Genomic DNA, 21,770 nt, shown 5'->3' on the forward strand with positions numbered 1-21,770 from the left:
TCCTTAATCCTTATGAATGCGGACGGTCACATTCATACCAGGTCGAATGTCGAGCGATTTTTCTTGTGAGAGCGATACTTTAACTGGAATGACTTGTGCGACTTTCGTGTAGTTCGCATTTCCGTTTGAAGACGGCATCATCGAGAACGTGGAAGCCGTCGTCATACCGATTTGTTCGACTTCACCTGAAAGTGTCGTATCCGGATAGCTGTCGACATATACATCAACGGTTTGTCCGACTTTGATTTCATCGATTTCTGTTTCTTCGATGTTCGCTGTGACCCAAAGGTCGTTTAAGTCAAAACCATATGCGAGAGGTGTACCTGCTGCGACGAAGCCGTTCTTTGTCGCCATCGACTGAACGATCGTTGCTTTAGATGGCATCGAAACAGAGAGATCTGTCGGTTTTTGTCCAGTTTGTGCAGTCATGACGTGTCCGACTGTTGCACCACTGTTGAGTGATTCGCCTGTTTTTACTGACCAATCTGTCAATTTACCAGCACTTGGGCTCGCAACCGTTATCATTTTGCCATCGATTTTTGCATTGTCTGTTTTGACGTAGCTCGTTGCCTGATCGTAATAGTAGTATCCGACGACACCGCCACCAATCAAAACGATGAGTGTCACAACATTGATGATTAATAATTTTTTCATACTCATGGGTGTGTTAGCATCCTTTCTTGTGTACAATCGTTTCAAAAAAAGTACTCCTCTGGGGGGAGGAGTAATTAATATAGTTAATTATATGGATCGTTAGCTAACAAACAACCGACAATTTCCAACAAAATGTTGGAAAAATAGATGATAACGGATTCATTTATGAAAAGATAACGAATAAGGAGTGAAATAGGGATGAATAAGAGCCGTGATCCACGACCAAAACGGTCACGTGACCGTATTACGATGGAATTGTTCCAGCTATTAAAGACACATAACTTTTCAAGCATTACCGTCAAGATGTTGACGGATGGGGCAGGGGTCAATCGTTCAACGTTTTATGCTCATTATACAGATAAATATGATTTACTCGATCAAGTCGTTGAGGAGCAAATGAAGGCACTGAAACAAGCGATTCGAATTACGGGTACAGGCACCGTATTTCCGACAGTCGAACAGGTCAGTCACTATTTTGCTCGTTTATTCATTCACATCGAAGAAAACGAATTGTTTTATCAGACGATGCTCGTTCAAGGACCGATTAAAACGTTCATCTCTCGTTTTCTCGATACATTGAAAGAGAATTACCGACTTGTGTTTCGACCGCAAATCACAGAAGAAGCTACGTTCGTCGATCGAGATTTATTGTTGAACTACGTGATTGGGGGACAGCTAGGACTATTGATTTCGTGGTTACGAAACGATCGTCCATATTCAGCAACATATATGGCGGAGCAATTAAGCCGAATGATCGTTTTCGGAACGGTTGAGAGTATTGGTTTTCCTAAGGAAACGGAATAAGTACGTAAAAAAGACACTCCCATATGGAAGTGTCTGATATTCAGGCTTGACGGAATGCGAGTTCCTTCGTATAGATCGTACTTCGATTCCGCCCGCTCTCTTTTGAGTAGTACAATGCTTTATCTGCTTGCTGCAAGGCTTCTAGAGACGTATGGGAATCACTAGAATGTGCAATCCCTAAAGAAATTGTGATTTGTAGATCAGGAACATCTGCTGTTGGGAAGAGGTTACGTGCAACCGTCATCCGAGCCAGTTCCGCTATTTTTTGCGCTTCTTTAGCCGAAGTACTCGGTAAGATGATTAAAAATTCTTCACCACCGTACCGTCCGACGAGGTCGTCCGGTCGTGTCAAGGAAGCGAGAGTCATACCGAGTTGCCGTAAGACATCATCACCTGCGTCATGACCATATGTATCATTGACATGTTTGAAGAAGTCGATATCGATCAAGATAAGTGAATAGCCTTGGTCGGTTGAACCGACAAGTGATAGCGAGTCATCGAGACGACGGCGATTGGCAAGCCCCGTCAAAGCATCTGTCATGGCAAGTTTCTGCTGGTACTGGATATTTTCGAAGTGACGGCGTAATTCCGCTAAAAGTCGAAAAGCAACAAATCCAGCCAGTAGGTTAAAGAAGATATAAGCAATTGAGATTTTAATAAATGTCGACCATGTGTTGGTCAGCACATAAATTGCCGGTAAGGAGTATAGGATTCCCACCAGTACCATGAGTTGAAAATGACGACCGTTCACATGAAGGAACCGGCGAAGGATCCCGATTGTTAAAATAAATAGAGCCATGATCAACGTAGATAAATAAAAACCCTCCATCTGATCGACTGGTGTTAAAAAGTAACGTGTCCCGATGATCATCGCACCTGCAACGATGGCGCTTGGGAAACCACCGAACAGCATGGCAATCGCGACGGGAACGATTCGTAAGTCAACACGGGCGACATCAATTTGGATGCCATTGAACATCAATAACACGGCAATCAAACCACAGACAGCTCCGAGTATAAGACGTGTGCTCCAGCTGGAATTCAGCGAAATACGTGGTTGATTCCGAAATGGTAAGAACAAGAGAGTAATCGTTGTAAACAGTAGACAAAAGTTAATGATGAATTGATTCATGATGGACAACAAATCCTCCCAACTCCCCCAGCTAACAGATTTCCATATATATACTTCTAGTATACTCAAGTAGATAACGGTTAGACAGAGGGAAATCTTTAGACAAAATAGAAAAAACGGTAGAAAATCTACCGTTTTTAAGAAGATGAAGTAAGAGAATCCTCATCCATCGTCAATAAAATTTTATCAAAGACACGAATCATCGTTTCGAGTTCTTCTTCCGTTAATGTCCCGAAGCGATCTTGTAAATAGTTTCTGCGGACGATTTCGAGATCCCGAAATGCACGTTCTCCGTCATCTGTCAAAGCGAGGACGATGGAACGACGATCTTCCGTCGAACGCGTCCGTGTGACGTATCCTTGTTTATACAACTTATCCGTTAAAGCAGTGACTTGACTCGTCGCGAGCTCAAATTGTTCCGCAAGAAGCGTCGGGCGCTGAGGACCATTTTCTGAAAGGCTCCGTAAGATGAAAAATTCACTCCGGGTCGCCGTTCCTTCAAAGAGTCGGTTAAGTTCACGTCGCAGGGTACGAAGAATAACACGCATTTGTTCTTCGAGTCGATAAGTTAGCAAATCACGTTCCTGTGGCATGCAAGCAGCATCCTTTCTCTCAGTGGACTTCTACCATTTAGTGTACTAAACATATCGGATTTTTACCATCGACTACCCGATATTCGAAAAAGGCAATTGACAATTTCGTGGCGATTTGTGTAATATGGCGTAGTAATAACTAACTTAATTCAGTTCTCACTCAACCAGTGGGATGGAGGTTGCAGTTCTTAAGAGTACGGTTACGGATGTCGTCAAGCGACAGATGAGGTGACCTGAAAGGAAGAGTTGCCGAAATCAATCATCGCTTTGAAGATGATCGATTGGGATTAGATCAAATAGGTCTAATACTGTCACAAGTCGGGTATCACCTACTTGTGGAGAGCTATCTTTCACGACGGTAGAATGAGGCGCATCCATTTTATTATGTTGCGTTCTCATCTTCCATCTGGAAGATGAGGGCGCTTTTTGTTTTTCATTCAAAAAGTGTCCTCTCAAAAATTTATACAGAGAGAAGCGAACGAAATGAACAATCTAGATATGAAACAAACAACAGATTCGACAGCAGAAGGGTTAAAACGTGGATTACAAGCCCGTCATATGTCGATGATTGCCATCGGTGGGGCAATCGGAACAGGACTATTCATCGCGTCCGGTGCTTCCGTTGCAGCAGCAGGACCAGGTGGTGCGCTCCTGTCTTACGCTATCGTTGGTCTGATGGTCTATTTCTTGATGACAAGTCTTGGTGAAATGGCGGCATATATGCCTGTCGCTGGATCGTTCTCGACATACGGCACAAAATTCGTCGATCCATCATTTGGTTTTGCATTAGGCTGGAACTATTGGTACAACTGGGCGGTCACGATCGCGGTCGAACTCGTTGCAGCACAAATCGTCATGACGTATTGGTTCCCGGACGTTCCCGGATTTTATTTCAGCGCGTTGTTCCTCTTGCTGATGATCGGCTTGAACTACTTCTCCGTTAAAGGATTCGGGGAAGCGGAGTATTGGTTTGCGATGATTAAAGTCGTTACCGTCATCGTCTTTTTAGTCGTCGGTGTCGCCATGATTTTTGGTGTCTTTACATCAGAACCACCAGTTGGCTTTAAAAACTTTGCCCTCGGTGATGCACCGTTCGTCGGTGGTATTCCGGCGGTCATCGGAATCATCCTTGTTGCTGGCTTCAGTTTCCAAGGAACGGAGCTCGTCGGGATCGCCGCGGGTGAATCGGAAGATCCGAAAAAGAACGTTCCTAAAGCAGTCAAACAAGTCTTCTGGCGTATTTTGCTTTTCTACGTCTTCGCGATTTTCGTCATCGGGATGCTTATTCCGTATACGAGTCCGAACTTGGTTTCAAATGATATTACGGACGTAGCAGTTAGTCCGTTTACGCTCGTCTTCGAAAAAGCAGGTCTTGCATTCTCAGCAGCACTTATGAACGCTGTCATCTTGACGTCTGTCCTATCTGCCGGAAACTCAGGGATGTATGCTTCAACACGGATGCTGTATACACTTGCACGCCAAGGTGATGCACCGAAGTTGTTCGCGAAAGTCTCGAAAAACGGTGTACCCCGTAATGCCTTGCTTGCAACGGGTGCAGTCGGTGCCCTCTGTTTCCTAACGTCGATGTTTGGAGGACAAGTCTACTTGTGGTTACTCAATGCTTCCGGTATGACAGGATTCATCGCATGGCTCGGGATTGCAATCAGTCACTATCGTTTCCGTAAAGGATTCGTTGCGCAAGGGCACTCGTTAAAAGACTTACCGTATGTTGCACCAGCATTCCCATTCGGTCCGCTGTTCGCATTCGGTCTTTGTTTCCTTGTCATCGTTGGTCAAAACTATGCAGCATTCCTCGCTGATCAAATCGACTGGGTCGGAATCGCTGCAACGTATGTCGGTATTCCATTGTTCCTTGCCTTCTGGTTAGGACATAAATTTAAAAACCGGACGTCAATTGTTCGTTACGACGAGATGGACTTCCCAGAACATCCACGTCAATCATAATCAGCAAACCACCTTCTAGAATGAGGGTGGTTTTTTGTTACTGTAAATGAAAACGTTTTCTAAAATATAGTTTTGAAAAAGTATAAAAAAGGAATCAATGAATACATATTCAAGAATAGAAAATATGAATGAAGAACAAAGGGGGAAGACGCATGACCACATCTGAATTATTTTTCACATTAGGTTCTGCAGCGTTTTTCATGTTGCTTGTTGCCTACATATCCTACCGATTGACGCGTGGGAAAACACAAGGCGTTGATGAATACTTCTTAGCAGGGCGTGGACTCAGTGGTGTGTTCATTGCTGGTTCGCTCCTACTGACGAATTTGTCGGCAGAACAGTTGATTGGACTGAATGGACAATCTTTTATGGGAAACATGTCAAGCATGGCGTGGGAAGTCACAGCTGGTTTTGCTGCGATCATCATGGCCATCTATCTGCTTCCAAAGTTTCTTGGACTCGGCATCTCAACTTTGCCAGAATACTTAAGTCATCGGTACGACGAGACAGTTCGTCGAATGACGGTTCTACTCTTTTTACTTGGATATATGTGTGTCACGATTCCTTCAATGCTCTATTCGGGCGGGATTGCTGTCTTACAGTTGTTCGATGTCCCTGAATTGTTCGGTCTTAGTTACACGCAGTCCCTATGGTTAGTCGTTTGGGTCGTCGGAATCATCGGAGCGATTTATGCGATTTTTGGTGGTCTACGTGCGGTAGCTGTCTCGGACACACTGAACGGGATTGGACTCGTTTTCGTCGGTTTTCTAGTTCCGATACTTGGCTTCATTGCGCTGGGTGACGGAAATCTACTTCAAGGAATGAAGACGATTGCGACTGTGCATCCGGAGAAGTTGAACGCAATCGGAAGTTCGACGGATGCTGTTCCATTCTTCTCGATTTTCACAGGGATTTTATTTGCGAACTTGTTCTATTGGTCGTTGAACCAATATGTCATTCAACGTGTGCTCGGAGCAAAGGATTTAAAGGAAGGGCAAAAAGGAGTCTTGATGACCGGTTTTTTAAAGTTGTTAGTTCCAGTCTTCATGCTGATTCCTGGGATCATTGCCTATCATTTGTACGGGAATACACTAACGAGCGGTGATTTGTCATACCCGCGACTCATTACGGAGTTGTTGCCGGTTTCGTTGATGGGATTTTTCTTGGCTGTCTTACTTGGAGCCGTCTTCAGTTCGTTTAACTCGCTTCTAAACAGCATTGCGACACTTTTTGTCCTCGATATCTATCAGCCGGTGTTTGCGAAAGAGGCGAGTGATGAACATCTGATTCGTGTCAGTAAATGGTTTGGGACAATCGTTGCTCTAATTTCTTTCATCATTGCACCATTCTTGATGTATGCGCCGGACGGTTTATGGAGTTTGATTCGGCAATTCACAGGATTTTTCAACATTCCAATTCTCGTCATCGTATTAATGGGAATTTTCATGAAACGAATCCCAGCGATTGCAGCGAAAATCGTCATCGTCTTTCACGTGTTCGCGTACTACTTATTCGTTTTCGGTTTCAAACAACTGTTCGGCTGGGATCATGGCATTAGCTATATTCATGGGTACGGCATTCTACTCGTGATTGAAGTACTGTTCATGGTATTCATGGGCTATCGTTATCCAGCGGTCCAGTCAAGAAAGGTCAATCGACGACAGTCTGTCGAACTCACTCCATGGAAGTTCGCGATTCCTGTTTCGATTCTGTTATGTACATCAATCATTTGGACGTACGTCTTGTTTTCAAAAATCGGACTGGCTTCTACAGCAGGCATCGTATCGATTTGGTTCTGGCCGGTTACGTTAGGACTTGTCATCGCAACGATCGTATTATGGCGTGTGTCGCTAAACGCTTGGGAAGCGAAGTACCGGACCTATCTCGAAGAAGAGTATCGTCAAGCCGAATAATCCTCTCGCAGAAGGCATGACATATCGGGTAAGATGAAAGAAAAACAGGAGGCGATCTTCGTGAATTACTGGTACCACTTCAAGCGTGCCTTCTTACCGATCGCATTATTGCTTGTGACGCTTGCCTTGTACCAAATGATTTATCGTTTGAATAACATCTGGTATTCGCTTGGAGGACTTCTACTTGTCTTTGCGGCGATTTACTTCGTCATGCGTCGTCTAAAAGCGAACCCAGAGGATTGAATGAGCAGGAAAGTCGAGTCCATTCTCTGAACGCGGTAAAATAGACACATACAGAGGAGGGGAAGATAGATGGCAAAAGCAATATTTGCAGGTGGTTGTTTCTGGTGCATGGTCAAGCCATTCCATAAATATGATGGGGTAGAGCAGGTCATTTCAGGATATACCGGTGGTCATACAGAGAACCCGACTTATAAAGAGGTCTGTTCGGAAACGACAGGTCACTTGGAGGCGGTTGAAGTTACGTACGATCCGTCCGTCATTACGTACGAAGAATTACTCGAGATTTTCTGGCGTCAAATCGACCCGACAGATGGCGGAGGTCAATTCAATGACCGTGGTGAATCGTACCAACCGGCTATCTTTTATGTCGATGAAGCACAGCGTGAAGCAGCTGAGCGTTCAAAAGCTGAACTTGACGCATCAGGACGCTTCTCGCGTCCAGTCGCGGTAGAGATTCGTCCAGAAAAGCCGTTTTGGCCAGCTGAAGAATATCACCAAGATTATTATAAAAAGAATCCGTTCCGTTATCAGATGTATAGTGTCGGCTCAGGTCGCGCGAAATTCATCAAGGAAGCGTGGAAGGACCAAGGTAAGGAAAAAGAACTGAAAGAGCGTCTGACACCAATTCAGTATAAAGTCACACAAGAGAACGGGACAGAGCCTGCTTTCCGTAACGAATACTGGGATGAAGAACGTCCAGGACTGTACGTCGATATCGTCGATGGTACACCACTCTTCACATCGAAAGATAAATTCCAGTCAAACTGTGGTTGGCCGAGTTTCGCTAAACCGATCTCAGAAGACAAGATGGAAGTCGAACTCGATACGAGTCACGGGATGACGCGGACGGAAGTGCGTTCTGCGAATGCGGATAGTCACCTCGGTCATATCTTCGATGATGGTCCGACAGAACTTGGTGGTCTTCGATACTGTATCAACTCAGCGGCGTTACGATTTATTCCGCTTGAAGAGCTTGATTCGGCAGGATACGGGGAATATAAAAAACATTTCGAGTAACACGTAAGGAGCAGTCAAACGATTTCGTTTTGACTGCTCTTTTTTCAAATAGAAGGGAGAGAATCGAATGTTTCGACCCGTATATGAAGAGATTCGACAAATGACGATTGCGAAGGTACTTGATTTCTACGATCATGAAATTCGTCAGCTCAATGAGCAAGCACGTCAGGAAAAATACGACAAGATGAGCTTGAGTCCGTTTCGCTTTTTCCGTGGAAGTTCGCATTTGTTTTATTACGATGTGACGCGAATCCCTCTTGGTTTTGATACACCTCGTGATAAACCAACGTGGATTCAGGGCGATCTTCACTTTGAGAACTTTGGTGTCCATGGCAATGCGAAGGGAGAGATCATCTACGACGTCAATGACTTTGATGAAGGATACTTAGGATCCTACCTGTACGATTTGATTCGAATGGCAGTCTCCGTTCGGTTGTTCGCCGAAGAGGCAGGATACGATCCGATTCCTGCGATTCGAAATTATGTCCTCGAATACTTACACGATTTAAAAAAGTACGCTCTCGGAAAAGATCCGAGTGATGTCTGTTTTACGCGGGATAATACGAAAGGACCAATCAAGAAATTGATCAAAAAAGCAGAAAAGAAACGTGAAGAATTAATGGGAGAGCGGACGGAACTGGTGGATGGCGTGAGACGGTTTTGTACGCTCCCGGATATGGAAGCAATAGATGACGCGACACGATCGGCGATTGAGACTGCCTGGTCATCCTATATTGAGACGATTGACGTTGACGATCGCCGTGACGAAGCGTTCTATACAATCAAAGATATTGTCCGGAAGCTAGATAGTGGAACGGCATCGATTGGTCTTGAGCGCTATTACATTCTGATTGAGGGGGAGGGAGGAGAAGAAGATTTGATTCTTGAAATGAAACAAGCACAAACTTCTGTTCCGTCATTGTTCCTTCCCGTCTATCGTCCAGAAGCTGAAACCGTTCATCAAGGACGACGAATCATCACGTCTCAAAAAGCAATGCAGGCATATGAAGATCCATATCTTGGCTACCTGACGATTGGGGAAAAGGAATATTATGTACGGGAGCGCTCACCGTATAAGAAAAAACTAAAAGCCAAGCATATCAAAAGTCAGGAAGACCTTGAAAACGTCTTGTGCATTCAAGGTCAAATCACCGCCAAAGTCCATGCGCGGGCGGATCAGGATGCCGGTATTAAAGAAAAAGTTTTAACACATCACGCGGACGTCGAAATCATTCAGGCAATCGGTGTTTCAGACACTGCTTTCTTAGAACAAATCGAGCGTTGGTCAGAAGCCTACGTGACACGAACAAAGCTGGATTACCAAGTGTTTTTGGAGTGGGTGAAGACCCGAAGATTAAATTAAAAACTTAACAAACTGAGGCTTGTCAGATGGATGTGTAACATGTGTTACACATCCATCTTTTTTGTACGGATTTTTTTGTTTAACGAATGAAAGCGTTCAACAAAATAGAAATAGGTATAATGACCTATATCAATTTATCAGAAAACTTCGTAAATTTTTGATTAAGTTCTTACGGACGATTCGTTTCGTAGGACAAATCAAAAGAGACATAGGGGGAAGTACATCATGAGCTTGACGCGGAAAAAAGATGTTTCCGCTATGATTGCTGCAAGTAAACGAAACAGTGGACTTGCTCGAAATCTTGGCGCGATGGATTTAACGTTTTTAGGAATTGGCGCCATCATCGGAACCGGAATCTTCGTTTTGACGGGAACAGGAGCATTGACTGCAGGACCAGGACTTATCGTATCATTCATCTTATCTGCCATTGCCTGTGGTCTAGCCGCTCTTGCTTACGCTGAATTCGCATCAACGATTCCGGTCAGTGGATCCGTCTATACGTACACGTACGCAACAATGGGGGAAATCTTCGCTTGGATCATCGGCTGGAACTTGATCCTCGAATATGGACTCGCCTCCAGTGCCGTTGCAGCCGGATGGTCTGGGTATTTCCAGTCCTTGCTCGCAGGATTCAACATCCATGTGCCAACAGCGCTTTCGGCAGCTCCGGGAGCAGTCGAAGGAGCCAAGACGTTCTTCAACCTTCCAGCGTTCCTAATCCTCTTTGCCATTACGGCATTGTTGTCGATGGGAATCAAGGAAACGAAGCGCGTTAACAACATCATGGTCGTCATCAAATTAGCAGTCGTTGTTCTCTTCATCGTCGTCGGTGTCGGCTACGTCGAACCAACGAACTGGGCACCATTCACACCATTCGGTTGGGGAGGCGTCTTCTCAGGTGCCGCAATCGTCTTCTTCGCGTATATCGGCTTTGATGCCGTCACATCGGCAGCAGAAGAAGTCCGCGATCCGCAAAAGAACTTACCACGCGGTATCATCGGTTCGCTCGCAGTCTGTACGATTCTGTATGTCATCGTAGCAGCCATCATGACAGGTATCGTACCGTATCAAAATTTCGCTGGTGTTGATCACCCGGTCTCACTTGCGATTCAAATGGCAGGTCAAAACTGGGTGGCTGGTTTCATCGATCTCGGTGCGATTCTTGGGATCACAACGGTTATTCTCGTCATGACATACGGGATGGTTCGTCTTGCGTTTGCCATCTCGCGCGACGGAATGTTCCCGAAAGTCTTTTCTGAAGTGCATCCGAAGTACCAAACGCCTTTCAAAGCAACATGGATGATTGGATTAGGTAGTTCACTCGTCGCTGGATTCGTTCCACTCGATGTTATCGCGAACCTTGTTAACATGGGTACACTCGCAGCATTCGTCTTGATCTCAGTCGCTGTCTTAGTTCTCCGTAAGACACAACCAGATCTTCCACGTGCATTCAAATGTCCAGGTATGCCATATGTGCCGATCGCAGCAATTGCTTCATGTCTCTTCTTGATGTTCAACTTAAAACTCGAAACATGGATTGCGTTTGGAATCTGGCTCGCAATCGGTTTAGTGCTCTACTTTGCCTTTGCACGTAAGAGTTCGAACTTGCATCCCGGAAACATGCCAGTAGCGGAACTTGCTGCTTCAAAAGAAGAAGAATAACGCATAAAGACCCGCTTGCCGTGAGGCATCGGGTCTTTTCTCATATCATGAAAGTGGAACGGGTCCTTTGACGCGAACCGCATCAAATTCACGTTGAATGCTTTCGTTGGCTTTCGCTTCATCTTCTGCTGACCACCCGAGTTCGCTACGCATCAATGCGAGAACACCATCTGCATACTGCTCTGCGTGCGGGAAATCAAAGAAGACGGCCGAGGCGCGACGGTTCAAGAAGTCGCCGGGTTGCATGACGAGTTCAGCTTCTAATCCATATAGAAGGGCGCCGAACCAATGTAACGGTAATTGATAACGAGCCGCCTCGTCACCACGTGTCCGAATCAACTCGTAAACACGTTCGACGTTCGTACCGTAACGTTGGATGAGCCATGTCGCCTCATTCGGTGACAATCCGAGTGCTTCCCCTTTTGGTTGTTGTTCTTTCAAGTAACGAGCAAATCCTTTGCTACCTTGTGGATGACCACCGCCAAGTAAGATATCATGCGTACGGGAAGCGAGGTAAATTCGATTTTCCTCTGTCTTGAACTGATCCGCAACCATATCGATGATTCGTTCTGCCATCTTGCGATATCCTGTTAACTTACCACCAGCAATCGACATTAATCCCGATTTCGAGACGAAGATTTCGTCTTTTCGGGACAATTCACTCGGATCTTTTCCATCTTCATGGATGAGCGGGCGCAGTCCGGACCATGTCGATTCAACGTGTTCAGGTCGTAACTCGACGTTGAACATTTGATTCGTCGCCTCTAAGATATAGTCCTGATCCTCTACGGTGACACCAGGCTCAAGGATATCTCCTTTATAGTTCGTATCAGTCGTTCCGACATACGTTTTTCCTTCGCGTGGAATCGCAAAGATCATCCGACCATCCGGAACGTCGAAATAAACGGCCTGTTGGAGTGGGAAATGCGCTTGATCGATGACGAGGTGAATTCCTTTTGTCAGGTGTAATGACTTTCCGGACTTCGAACCGTCTTTTTCGCGCAGTTCATCGACCCAAGGACCGGTTGCATTGATGATTTTCTTCGCCCGAATCGTATACGTTTTGTCGCTTAAGACGTCACGGACTTCGACACCGACAACTTTTCCATTGTGGTAGACGAGCGATTCAGCCTTCGTATAGTTGACGGCACGTCCACCGTAACCAACGGCTGCCTTTAAGACTTCGACTGTCAATCGGGCATCATCCGTTTTATATTCGACATAACGACCACCGCCGACTAAGTGTTCCGAACGTAATAGTGGCTCGTAACGTAATGTTTCTTCTTTGCTGAGCATCGTCCGGCGTTCATTGCGTTTGACGCCTGCAAGTTGGTCATAGACACGTAAGCCAATCGAAGTCGAGAAGCTACCGAACGTTCCACCTTCAACGAGTGGAAGCATCATCCACTCCGGCGTCGTCACATGTGGGGCATTCTCATAGACGATGGCGCGTTCTTTCCCGACTTCAGCGACGAGCTTGATCTCGAATTGCTTCAGATAACGCAATCCACCATGGACAAGTTTCGTCGAACGGCTCGATGTCCCTTCGGCGAAGTCCTGCATCTCGATCAAGCCTGTCCGCATGCCGCGACTTTGCGCGTCAAGCAAAATACCAGCTCCCGTAATACCGCCCCCGATGACGAGGACATCTAAAAGCTCTTGTCCCATCTCTTCTAACCATGCTGTCCGTTCCGTACTTGAAAACATCTTGTCTTCCCCCTGTTCGTCTGAATGGATAGTTAGTCTACTTCTATCCATGTACCCGATTTTGCACTCTTTTGAGCACAATCAATAATTTTCATGACGAGTTCAGCCTGTTTCGGAGAGACAGGTGGTGTTGTTCGCTTACGAATAGCTGGGGCGAGATCTGTATAATAATCGCCAAATTGCCCGGAGACAAAAGGAAAGTCTTCAAGGGGGCCGTTTGCTTCAGCCAACTGATATGTCGTTCGTTTCGTATCGACTTCATCGACGAAATAGCTTGCCTTTGTCCCATGCACCATTAGGGAAGGACCAACAGCCGGAACGATGGAACCGATGTGCAAAATAGCACGTCGCGTGCCGAATGCTAAAATCAAATGTGTATAGTCATCAACGATTCCACCTTGCCTTTGGATCGTTTGATCACAAAAGACACGATCCGGGACTTCATTGAAGACGACGAGTGCTTGATCGATCAAGTGTGATCCAAGATCGTACAAGAGACCGGCACCAGGGATATCCTGTTCGCGCCAACGATCCTCAACGTCTGGACGATAGCGATCATAATGCGCTTCGAACGTTTGGAGAGTGCCGAGACGTCCGGATTCGAGTAAGGTCATTAGCGTTCGAAAGTCCTTCGTATACCGACGATTATGATAAACTGTCAGTAACCGATCGTGTACACGTGCTAGTTCTGTCAACGTTTCGGCTTCTTCGAGCGTGACAGTGAACGGTTTCTCGACGAGTACGTCACAGCCCGAGAGCAAAGCGAGTCGTGCGAGCGGATAATGCAATTCATTTGCTGTCGTGATGACGACTAAATCAATCTGTTCTTTAGCGAGCAAGGCTTCAAGTGTCGAATAAACAGGTAGCGTCGCGTCATAAGCAGCGACTGCTTCCGGACGACTCGACTGAACAGCGACTAACTGATAATCAGGTGCGTGTAAATAAGGAGCATGTAAATGTTTACCGGCAAGACCAAAACCAACTAAAGCGGTACGAATCATGGAAAACACATCCTTTTTGAGTTCATACCCTCAATCTACCATAAGGAGGAATACAAGATGATTACGGAACAACACATCATCGAAAAGATGCGTCAAGCGATGCAACGTATTGAGCAAACGACAGGAGCCGCGCAGAAAGAGCAGGTTGCAGCGATGAAGGTTTACTGTGAATTACTGCTCGAATCCGAGTCGATGCCAAGCTCGACAGTATCGTTACCTACGTCAACACCGCAAGCAACCCCAGCAGTCGATCCGATGTTAGCGCGTTTCATGGGTGTCGCGCAGGAGAAAGAAGAAAAAGGCACTTCATTACTCGATTTTTGAATGAAATGACGCGATTCAGGGAATAACCATCACAGTTGAAACGAGAAGGGGAGATACGTCATGAAAACAGTAATCGTCATTGGAGCAGGACCAGGAAACGGATATGAGATCAGTAAACGATTCGGGCAAGAAGGTTTTCAAGTCGTTTGTGCGGCGCGGACACAAGAAACGCTCGCAGCCGTCATCACGGAACTAAAAGAAGCAGGCGTGGAAGCTGTCGGAGTGGAATGTGATGCGTCTCGAAAAGCTGACATCGCATCACTCATCGAATGGACAGAAGAGCAGTACGGACAAGTCGATGTTTTAGTCTACAATGCTTCGATTTTACATCAAGCGTCTGTGCTTGAAGTCTCAGCAGAGCAGATTACGAAAGAGTTTGAAATCGATGTCCTCGGTGCACTCCATGCCGCACAACTCGTTGCTCCGCCGATGCAGGAACGAAAAGAAGGCGCGATCCTGATTACAGGAGGCGGTGCTGCGATGCAAGCAATCAAATCGCTACCGGGACTCTCCATCGGGAAGGCAGGCGTTCGCCAAGTGACGCATATGCTCCATGATACGTTGAAGGAAGACGGCGTTTACGTCGGAACCGTTACGATTGCTGGAGAAGTAAAGCGTGGAACGGCGCTCGATCCGAAAAATGTAGCGGAAGCGTTCTATACGCTTTATACAAAGCAAAACGAAGTCGAGACGGTTTTATCAGCCGACTGAGTCGAAATAGGATAGGACGTACGGGTTCGGGGATGTTACCGAATCCGTATTTTCATGGAGAGGAGGGGGAAAAGTGAGACGATACGTAGTGATAAGTCTGCTTTTTCTATTTGTTCTCATCGGTTGTGCACCAGAAGAAACCGATTTACTTGGAATCAAGCAACCAGATGAAGAAAAGGTCACGAAAGCGACGATCGAACGTGTCATTGATGGAGACACCTTAAAAGTGAGATTAGCAGACGGAACAACGGAGGACGTACGTTTATTGCTCGTCGATACACCAGAAACCGTCAAACCAGATACACCGGTTCAACCTTACGGAACGGAAGCGTCACAGTTTACAAAAGAGGCCTTACCGAGCGGAACAGCCATTCGGTTGGAACGGGATCAATCGCGAGCCGATCGATACGGACGATTACTCGCTTACGTCTGGTATGGCGATAAGATGTTAAATCAAGAGTTGCTTCGAAAAGGACTCGCTCGTGTCGCTTTCGTCTATGAGCCAGACACACGTTATGTCGATATGTTCGAACAAATCGAACAGGAAGCCAAGCAGGCGAAGAAACAGATTTGGGAGCACGATGGCTACGTCACGAATCGTGGCTTCAACACTCAAGCTGTCAAAGAAACAGATTCATGTACGATCAAAGGAAACATCAATCAATCGGGTAAAAAAATCTATCATGTACCGGGTGGTCAATCTTACGACGAAGTGAAACCAGAGCAACAATTCTGTACGGAGAAAGAAGCAGAAGAAGCTGGCTTCGTCCGTGCTGCACGCTGATAAGCGCGCACAAAAAACCATCGGGAGTGATGGCTTCAGACTGTAGACAAATAGTCTGACTCAAAAAAAAGAATGACTTGTCTTTTCACGCCCTTTCCTCAGGCGAGACACAAGCAAGAGCGACCCTGAAGCGAAGCGAAGCGGCGCGATGCTTGTCCCAGGAAAACGATTCGAAACGAACAAAAAAGCGCAATCCTTCTCGTTAGAGAAAAATTGCACTTCGTCTTCAGTCTCAAGCCATCGGAAACGATGGCTTTTTGTTTATTCTACAGGTGGTGAGGGGGATTGATACTGCTGTACTTTATCATCTTCATCAAAGGAGATCGTGACATCGGTGACCCCTTTAAGAATTCGGATTTGAAGTTCAAGCCGGTCCTTGATATCGTCCGCTTGGGCAATCGTCAAGTTCGAATCCACTTCGATCTCTGTCTCGACATGGAAGTGATCCCCTTCCTTAATGACTTCGAGCTTTTCGATATCACGAACTGCTTCATCACGCAGTAGAATTTCACCGATTTTAGCAGTCAGTACTTCATCAATCTCACCGAGTGCACCGGCAGCGTTTTGAATAAAGACATTATAAACGACGTAAAACATCATCAGACCAATCAAAATCGATGCAATGCCCTCTGCTTGATAAAACGATGTGTAATGCGAAATCAGAACAGCGATGATCGCGATGATACCACCGAGGGTCGCGACAAGATCTTCCATGAAGACAAGACGTGTAGCTGGTTTTGCTTGTCCAAGATGGGTGAAGCTTTGTCCGACAAGCGTCAATCCTCGGGATTTAAGCCCGGTTTCATGAGCAATCTCGATCATCGCTTTATAAAAGACACCGATCTCAAGCACGACACCAATTCCAAGTGCCGTCAAAATGATCCAAAGCCCAGTCGTCTCTTCGCCAGGACCATGTGCGATGTGTAAGATTCCTTCACGAATCGTCTCATACGCAAGCAATGCGACGACGATGATCGCAGCAAGTAACACGAGATTGACGAGCCGACCGAATCCATTCGGAAATCGTTTCGTCGGTGCTTTTTTACTGAGAGCAGAACCGATATAGACGAAAAACTGATTCGCCGCGTCACCGATCGTATGCATCATTTCAGCGAACATTGCAACGTTCCCAGTCAAGATATAAGCGACGAACTTGATGACAGCAATGATCGTGTTGACGATTGCAGCAGCAAGGGCTGACTTATTGCCACGACGGATCAATGAGAAAAAAGTGGTCATGAGCGGTTCTCTCCTTGTCTATTCAAAATAGGTTAACCGCGTCCTGCTTGGAAAGACGGATATAGTGTCATCCCGCCGTCCGCAAAGAGTGTGATACCAGTGACATAACTTGCTTCGTCCGACGCAAGCCATGCGGCAACGGCTGAAATTTCCTCAGGTTTTCCGATATTGCCCATTGGAATCATGCTCTCGACTTCTTTACGTTGTTCCGGATCTTCGAATTTTTCAGCGTTGATTGGTGTATTGATCGCACCCGGTCCGATCGCATTAACACGAATGCCTTTTGGCGCATATTCCATCGCAAGAGTTTGTGTCATCAATTTGACACCGCCTTTACTCGCAGCGTAGTGGACGAACGTTGGCCATGGAATGATCTCATGAACACTCGACATATTGATGATGCTGCCTTTGACATTGTGTTCAACGAAGTATTTCAGTGCTTCACGCGCACCAAGGAACGCACCCGTCAAGTTGACATCGATGACTTTCTGCCAGTCTTCGAGTGACATCTCATGAGATGCTGACGGCATCTCGATTCCCGCGTTGTTGACGAAAACGTCCAACTGACCAAAGTGATCAACCGTCTCTTTAACGAGGTTGATCATGTCGTCTTCTTTCGAAACATCACCTTGAACGACGATTGCTTCGCCACCCTGTTCTTTAATCGATTCAGCGATCTTCTTCGCTTCTTCCGGGTGACTACGGTAGTTGATGACGACACGCATGCCTTCTTCTGCATAGCGGCGAACGATAGCTTCGCCGATTCCCATTGATCCACCTGTTACGATGGCGACTTTTCCTTTTAAACTTTCATACATAATGCTTCACTCCTTCATTATTGTTTCGTAAATCCAATCATGATTCCGCCGGCGACGACTAAAATACAACCGATGATGACGAAGGTCATCTCTTTCTTTGTCTTTGATTCTTTCAGTAAGAGGACGCCGCCAATCGTTGAGATGACGACACCGGTTTGAGATAAGGAAAAGCTCGTCGCGACTCCGACTTTTGCCGTCGCAAACAGTAAAGCGACGTTCCCGACAGCCCACATGAGTCCACCAACCGTATTGCCAGCTGTTTTTTTCGTGAAGAGGTCTCCTTCTCGTAAAGAGAGAAGAATCGCACTCACGACCATCCCGACAGCTTGCGGTAAGACGGCTTCCCAGCCGTTGATATCAAACCAGCGGGCAATGACGACATATCCGACATATCCGACAGTCGAGATGAGGAGGAGCGTCAGTCCTTTTCCGATATTTTCATCTTGTTTACTCTTATCTTCTTTATAAGAAGTAAAGGCTGCTCCGGCAATGATCAATACAAGGGCACTGATTCCGAGTATCAACGCAGTTGTCGTTGACCACTCTCCGAAAGCGAGAACACCAAACAACGATGTTCCGACGAGTTGCATCCCTGTTGAAATCGGCATCGTCTTCGAGACGCCCATTTGGCGGAAGGCAGCAAACTGATTTTTTTGACCGAGCGCCCAGAAGGCACCAGAAAAGAATCCAGCGATCCAAGCAGTCGTCGACAGCTCTGGGCTGACAAAAAAGAAGGTGACGATCGCGAAAAGCAACGCACCCAGAGTCGTACCGATAATCTGTTGCGCTGTCGAACCTCCGATTTTCGAAACGACGAGCGGCAACGATCCCCACATCAATGCAGGAACGATGGCAATTAGAATATCAATCAAGTGTTTCACCTCTCCTTACTATTATCTCTCTACTTGAAGCTGTACCCCGCGAGACGCGAGGAAAAACCTCGAAGCCCAAAGAGGAATTATTCTGAAATAAAAAAACGTCCACGGAAGTGGACGTCTGCTCGTGTGTTATTTAACGGAACGGTTCATCGGCAATACGAACGATTTGTCGTCCGATCCGGCGACCATTCCATAAAGCGATGACGGCGATCGTCAATGAGATTCCCATGACATCGTACTGCGTAAAATAATAGCCGAGATAACTAAAGGGAAGACTGATGATCCCGACGAGTGAACTCGTCCACTGCCGGATTTTGAGCGATTCGATATTCGCGACGCGGGAGAACTTTTGTTGCTCCATGATCCGCCACCGCGTCGGTTCGCTGAGAGCGTCGTTGACAAGTCGTGGGAAGGCGAGCAACCGCGCACCGTAAGAGCCAGCGATTTGGAGATAACGGTTTTGGTTTTTCCCTTCGTCATCGAGCCAACGTCGAACCATTGGTTTAGCGAGTTCAAGCAGATTGATTTGTGGTGAAAGAATCTGAAGAATCCCAAGAATCGTCGAGGCAGCGCGACCGAAGAACGCAAATTCAGCAGGGAGCTGAATCGGTTCGTTTCGAACGAGTAATTCGATATCGGATAAGACCTTCTCAATCAGTTTCGTATCAACGTTTTCCATGTCACTCTCGAGATAAAACGTGACTGCTTTTTCAATCGCTTGTCGGATGTTTTGCTTATTCGCATTCGGCAAAAGGAATCGTAAATCTTCTAACCCATCAACGATCGCATCATAATCCAACGTGACGAAGGACTGGAGAATCCGTTGAATCGCTCGCATGTCATCGGGCGTCGTCGCTCCAATCATCCCAAAATCAAGTAAGACGATTTTACCATCAGACTGGACGAGGACGTTGCCAGGATGTGGATCGGCGTGGAATTTCCCACCGAATAGCAATTGTTCACCAGCGTTCAAGAATAAATTACGTGCCAGTTCGTCGCGATCAATCTGATGTTCTGCTAAATAATCGAGATCGGTGATGCGTGTCCCGTCAATCCATTCCATGACGAGAACCCGATTCGTACAATGTTCTTCATAATAACTCGGAATATAGATGACAGGATTCGTTTCATACATCTTTTTGAAATAGAGACCGTTCTTCAATTCGGTCCGATAATTCAATTCATCACCGATGACGAAGACCATTTGGCGATACAGACTTTGTAAATCAGTCGATTTGTTTAATGAAGTCCGACGCAACATGGCAATGACGATGCGCATGGCACGGAAATCGGTTTTGATGATTTGTTCAATGTTTGGTCGCTGGACTTTGATCGCGACTTTTTTACCATTTGATTTTAAGGTGCCGCTGTAAACTTCACCGATCGAAGCAGAAGCGACAGGGCGAGGACTGATGTCTGAAATGATTTCTTCGATCGGCATCCCCCAATCCTCTTCGATGATCTTTCGTGACTCTCCAAGTTTACTTGAAGGCACTTTATCGACCAGTTCAGTCAGTTCCATCAAGACGGACGGAGGAAACAAATCGGCTCGAATCGATAAGAACTGACCGAGCTTGATCAGTAACCCTTCTAGGCGTAATGCTTTTTTCTTATAGTCACGCGCAATCCGGATCATGATGCGCTCAAACTCTTCGTTGTTCGTACCTGGCCGGTTTTTCCGGGTGAATCGATAGATCGTAAAGATGTAACGTGCGAACATCGTCACGATGACGACGATGCGATAAAGCGCCCAACGTTTCATACGGTCACCTAGCTTCCTGTACAGTTTGTTTCAGTATAGGTTACTTTACCTAAAAACGTCACTCGCAAACGGTCGAAACGGTGACAGAAAATTAATGCTTTACGGAAACTAAAAAGAGAGTATAGTAAGTATTGGAATTTCTTTGTAGAAAGGTGAAATGTGCGCATGTCCTGGGACTTATTGAATATCATCGGTACGGTCGCTTTTGCGATGAGTGGAGCAATCGTTGCGATGGAAGAAAAATATGATTTATTCGGCGTCTGGTTACTTGCTTTAATTACGGCGTTCGGTGGTGGTGCCATTCGTAATTTATTGATTGGTGTGCCGGTATCGGCGCTTTGGTCGCAAGGCGGTCTCTTTTTAGTTGCGATTCTCGTTGCGTTGTTGATCTTCATGTTGCCCCAGTTGTTCCTGCCGCACTGGACACGTTGGGGTGTTCTCGCAGATGCGCTCGGTTTGTCTGCGTTTGCAATCCAAGGGGCATTGATGGCGTCAGCAAAAGGATTGCCGCTGTCGGCAACGATTTCGGCAGCTGTATTGACTGGTGTCGGTGGTGGAGTCGTTCGGGATTTGCTCGCTGGTCGAAAACCGCTCGTCTTGCATAAAGAAATTTATGCGATGTGGGCCGTTATGGCAGCACTCGTGATTGATCGTTTCCAATTGACGAATCCTCTGCATTTGTTCACATTGCTCGGACTCATCACCGTTTTACGTATGCTATCGTATTATTATGAATGGAATTTACCAGCACGACGGTTAGGGGGAGAATAAGTATGAAAGTATTCATTATGATTGGCGCGATTTCGATGATGTTATCGGTCGCACTTGGGGCGTTTGGTGCACATGCTTTAAAAGACATGTTGACGGAACGGATGCTCGCGAACTGGCAGACTGGTGTTCTGTATCAGATGGTGCATTCACTCGGGATCTTAGCACTAGGCGGCTTGTTGTTGAAAGTGTCGATTCCACAATGGTCATTAGCTGCATGGCTGATGCTTGCCGGAATCGTCTTCTTCTCGGGTAGTCTGTACGTCATGGCATTGACGAACGTGACGAAATTAGGAGCCATCACACCGATCGGTGGTGTCTTATTCATCGCGGCATGGATTTTTGTCGCAATTGGCGCCTATAAAGGATTATGAGGATTGACCGTTTTTCTTCCGAGATGAAGAAGAACGGTCTTTTTTTGTACGAAAAACG

General features: G+C 46.2%; 21 protein-coding genes and 1 riboswitch. Of the genes, 12 read left to right on the top strand and 9 right to left on the bottom strand.

The window, feature by feature from the left end; translation table 11 throughout:
- Positions 1–3: 3 nt before the first annotated feature.
- Positions 4–660 carry an HlyD family secretion protein gene (locus K6T22_RS01240; RefSeq protein WP_238238485.1) on the bottom strand — a complete coding sequence of 219 codons (657 nt, stop codon included), beginning with the start codon at positions 658–660 and terminating at the stop codon, positions 4–6.
- A gap of 192 nt (positions 661–852) precedes the next feature.
- Here K6T22_RS01240 and K6T22_RS01245 point away from each other — a divergent pair, with 192 nt between their 5' ends.
- Entirely contained in the window at positions 853–1,458 is a 606-nt protein-coding gene (locus K6T22_RS01245) for a TetR/AcrR family transcriptional regulator (RefSeq protein ID WP_238238486.1), read from the top strand.
- A gap of 40 nt (positions 1,459–1,498) precedes the next feature.
- On the opposite strand, the gene K6T22_RS01250 is transcribed toward K6T22_RS01245, so the two are convergent.
- A complete protein-coding gene (locus tag K6T22_RS01250) occupies positions 1,499–2,590 on the bottom strand; it encodes a diguanylate cyclase (RefSeq protein ID WP_238238488.1) in 1,092 nt (363 codons plus the stop codon).
- A 137-nt stretch (positions 2,591–2,727) separates the two neighbouring features.
- Entirely contained in the window at positions 2,728–3,183 is a 456-nt protein-coding gene (locus K6T22_RS01255; protein ID WP_238238489.1) for a MarR family winged helix-turn-helix transcriptional regulator, read from the bottom strand.
- A gap of 165 nt (positions 3,184–3,348) precedes the next feature.
- Positions 3,349–3,537: riboswitch (Lysine riboswitch) on the top strand.
- 129 nt (positions 3,538–3,666) lie between these two features.
- Here K6T22_RS01255 and K6T22_RS01260 point away from each other — a divergent pair.
- The 6 genes from K6T22_RS01260 (at position 3,667) to K6T22_RS01285 (ending at position 11,346) form a co-directional block, all read left to right on the top strand.
- A complete protein-coding gene (locus K6T22_RS01260) occupies positions 3,667–5,148 on the top strand; it encodes an amino acid permease (protein ID WP_283205697.1) in 1,482 nt (493 codons plus the stop codon).
- A gap of 152 nt (positions 5,149–5,300) precedes the next feature.
- Positions 5,301–7,061, top strand: coding sequence for a solute:sodium symporter family transporter (locus K6T22_RS01265; protein WP_238238490.1), 1,761 nt, complete (start codon positions 5,301–5,303; stop codon positions 7,059–7,061).
- Positions 7,062–7,121: 60 nt separating this feature from the next.
- Positions 7,122–7,304 (top strand): hypothetical protein, encoded by a 183-nt coding sequence (locus K6T22_RS01270; RefSeq protein ID WP_035399267.1) that lies wholly within the window; start codon positions 7,122–7,124, stop codon positions 7,302–7,304.
- 69 nt (positions 7,305–7,373) lie between these two features.
- Entirely contained in the window at positions 7,374–8,321 is a 948-nt protein-coding gene (gene msrA / locus K6T22_RS01275; protein ID WP_238238491.1) for a peptide-methionine (S)-S-oxide reductase MsrA, read from the top strand.
- A 67-nt stretch (positions 8,322–8,388) separates the two neighbouring features.
- Positions 8,389–9,684 carry a DUF2252 domain-containing protein gene (locus K6T22_RS01280; protein ID WP_238238492.1) on the top strand — a complete coding sequence of 432 codons (1,296 nt, stop codon included), beginning with the start codon at positions 8,389–8,391 and terminating at the stop codon, positions 9,682–9,684.
- A gap of 225 nt (positions 9,685–9,909) precedes the next feature.
- A complete protein-coding gene (locus tag K6T22_RS01285) occupies positions 9,910–11,346 on the top strand; it encodes a branched-chain amino acid transporter BcaP (protein ID WP_238238493.1) in 1,437 nt (478 codons plus the stop codon).
- Between the two features lie 45 nt (positions 11,347–11,391).
- Here K6T22_RS01285 and K6T22_RS01290 read toward each other — a convergent pair whose 3' ends face one another.
- Both K6T22_RS01290 and K6T22_RS01295 read right to left on the bottom strand, forming a co-directional pair.
- Positions 11,392–13,053, bottom strand: a complete 1,662-nt coding sequence (locus K6T22_RS01290) for a glycerol-3-phosphate dehydrogenase/oxidase (protein ID WP_238238494.1) — start codon at positions 13,051–13,053, stop codon at positions 11,392–11,394.
- A 32-nt stretch (positions 13,054–13,085) separates the two neighbouring features.
- Positions 13,086–14,054: a Gfo/Idh/MocA family oxidoreductase gene (locus K6T22_RS01295; RefSeq protein ID WP_238238495.1), complete on the bottom strand. Its 969-nt coding sequence runs from the start codon at positions 14,052–14,054 to the stop codon at positions 13,086–13,088.
- A 57-nt stretch (positions 14,055–14,111) separates the two neighbouring features.
- On the opposite strand from K6T22_RS01295, the gene K6T22_RS01300 reads away from it, so the two are divergent.
- The 3 genes from K6T22_RS01300 (at position 14,112) to K6T22_RS01310 (ending at position 15,873) form a co-directional block, all read left to right on the top strand.
- The gene (locus K6T22_RS01300; RefSeq protein WP_238238496.1) at positions 14,112–14,378 is read left to right on the top strand and encodes a DUF5327 family protein; all 267 of its coding nucleotides are present in this window, start codon (positions 14,112–14,114) and stop codon (positions 14,376–14,378) included.
- A gap of 60 nt (positions 14,379–14,438) precedes the next feature.
- Positions 14,439–15,089 carry an SDR family NAD(P)-dependent oxidoreductase gene (locus K6T22_RS01305; RefSeq protein ID WP_238238498.1) on the top strand — a complete coding sequence of 217 codons (651 nt, stop codon included), beginning with the start codon at positions 14,439–14,441 and terminating at the stop codon, positions 15,087–15,089.
- Between the two features lie 73 nt (positions 15,090–15,162).
- Positions 15,163–15,873 (top strand): thermonuclease family protein, encoded by a 711-nt coding sequence (locus K6T22_RS01310; RefSeq protein ID WP_238238499.1) that lies wholly within the window; start codon positions 15,163–15,165, stop codon positions 15,871–15,873.
- A 261-nt stretch (positions 15,874–16,134) separates the two neighbouring features.
- On the opposite strand, the gene K6T22_RS01315 is transcribed toward K6T22_RS01310, so the two are convergent.
- From K6T22_RS01315 to K6T22_RS01330, 4 genes are all read right to left on the bottom strand, one after another.
- Positions 16,135–17,112 (bottom strand): cation diffusion facilitator family transporter, encoded by a 978-nt coding sequence (locus K6T22_RS01315; protein ID WP_238238501.1) that lies wholly within the window; start codon positions 17,110–17,112, stop codon positions 16,135–16,137.
- 32 nt (positions 17,113–17,144) lie between these two features.
- Entirely contained in the window at positions 17,145–17,930 is a 786-nt protein-coding gene (locus tag K6T22_RS01320) for a glucose 1-dehydrogenase (protein ID WP_238238503.1), read from the bottom strand.
- A 17-nt stretch (positions 17,931–17,947) separates the two neighbouring features.
- Positions 17,948–18,799 (bottom strand): GRP family sugar transporter, encoded by an 852-nt coding sequence (locus K6T22_RS01325; protein ID WP_238240000.1) that lies wholly within the window; start codon positions 18,797–18,799, stop codon positions 17,948–17,950.
- Between the two features lie 142 nt (positions 18,800–18,941).
- On the bottom strand, positions 18,942–20,570 hold the full coding sequence (locus K6T22_RS01330; RefSeq protein ID WP_023466751.1) for an ABC1 kinase family protein: 1,629 nt from the start codon (positions 20,568–20,570) through the stop codon (positions 18,942–18,944).
- A 165-nt stretch (positions 20,571–20,735) separates the two neighbouring features.
- On the opposite strand from K6T22_RS01330, the gene K6T22_RS01335 reads away from it, so the two are divergent.
- Together K6T22_RS01335 and K6T22_RS01340 are read left to right on the top strand one after the other, a co-directional pair.
- Positions 20,736–21,341, top strand: coding sequence for a trimeric intracellular cation channel family protein (locus tag K6T22_RS01335; protein ID WP_053452417.1), 606 nt, complete (start codon positions 20,736–20,738; stop codon positions 21,339–21,341).
- A 2-nt stretch (positions 21,342–21,343) separates the two neighbouring features.
- On the top strand, positions 21,344–21,712 hold the full coding sequence (locus tag K6T22_RS01340) for a DUF423 domain-containing protein (RefSeq protein ID WP_029343179.1): 369 nt from the start codon (positions 21,344–21,346) through the stop codon (positions 21,710–21,712).
- Positions 21,713–21,770: the final 58 nt, after the last annotated feature.

This window comes from Exiguobacterium acetylicum (assembly GCF_022170825.1).
Classification (GTDB): Bacteria; Bacillota; Bacilli; order Exiguobacteriales; family Exiguobacteriaceae; genus Exiguobacterium_A; species Exiguobacterium_A acetylicum_B.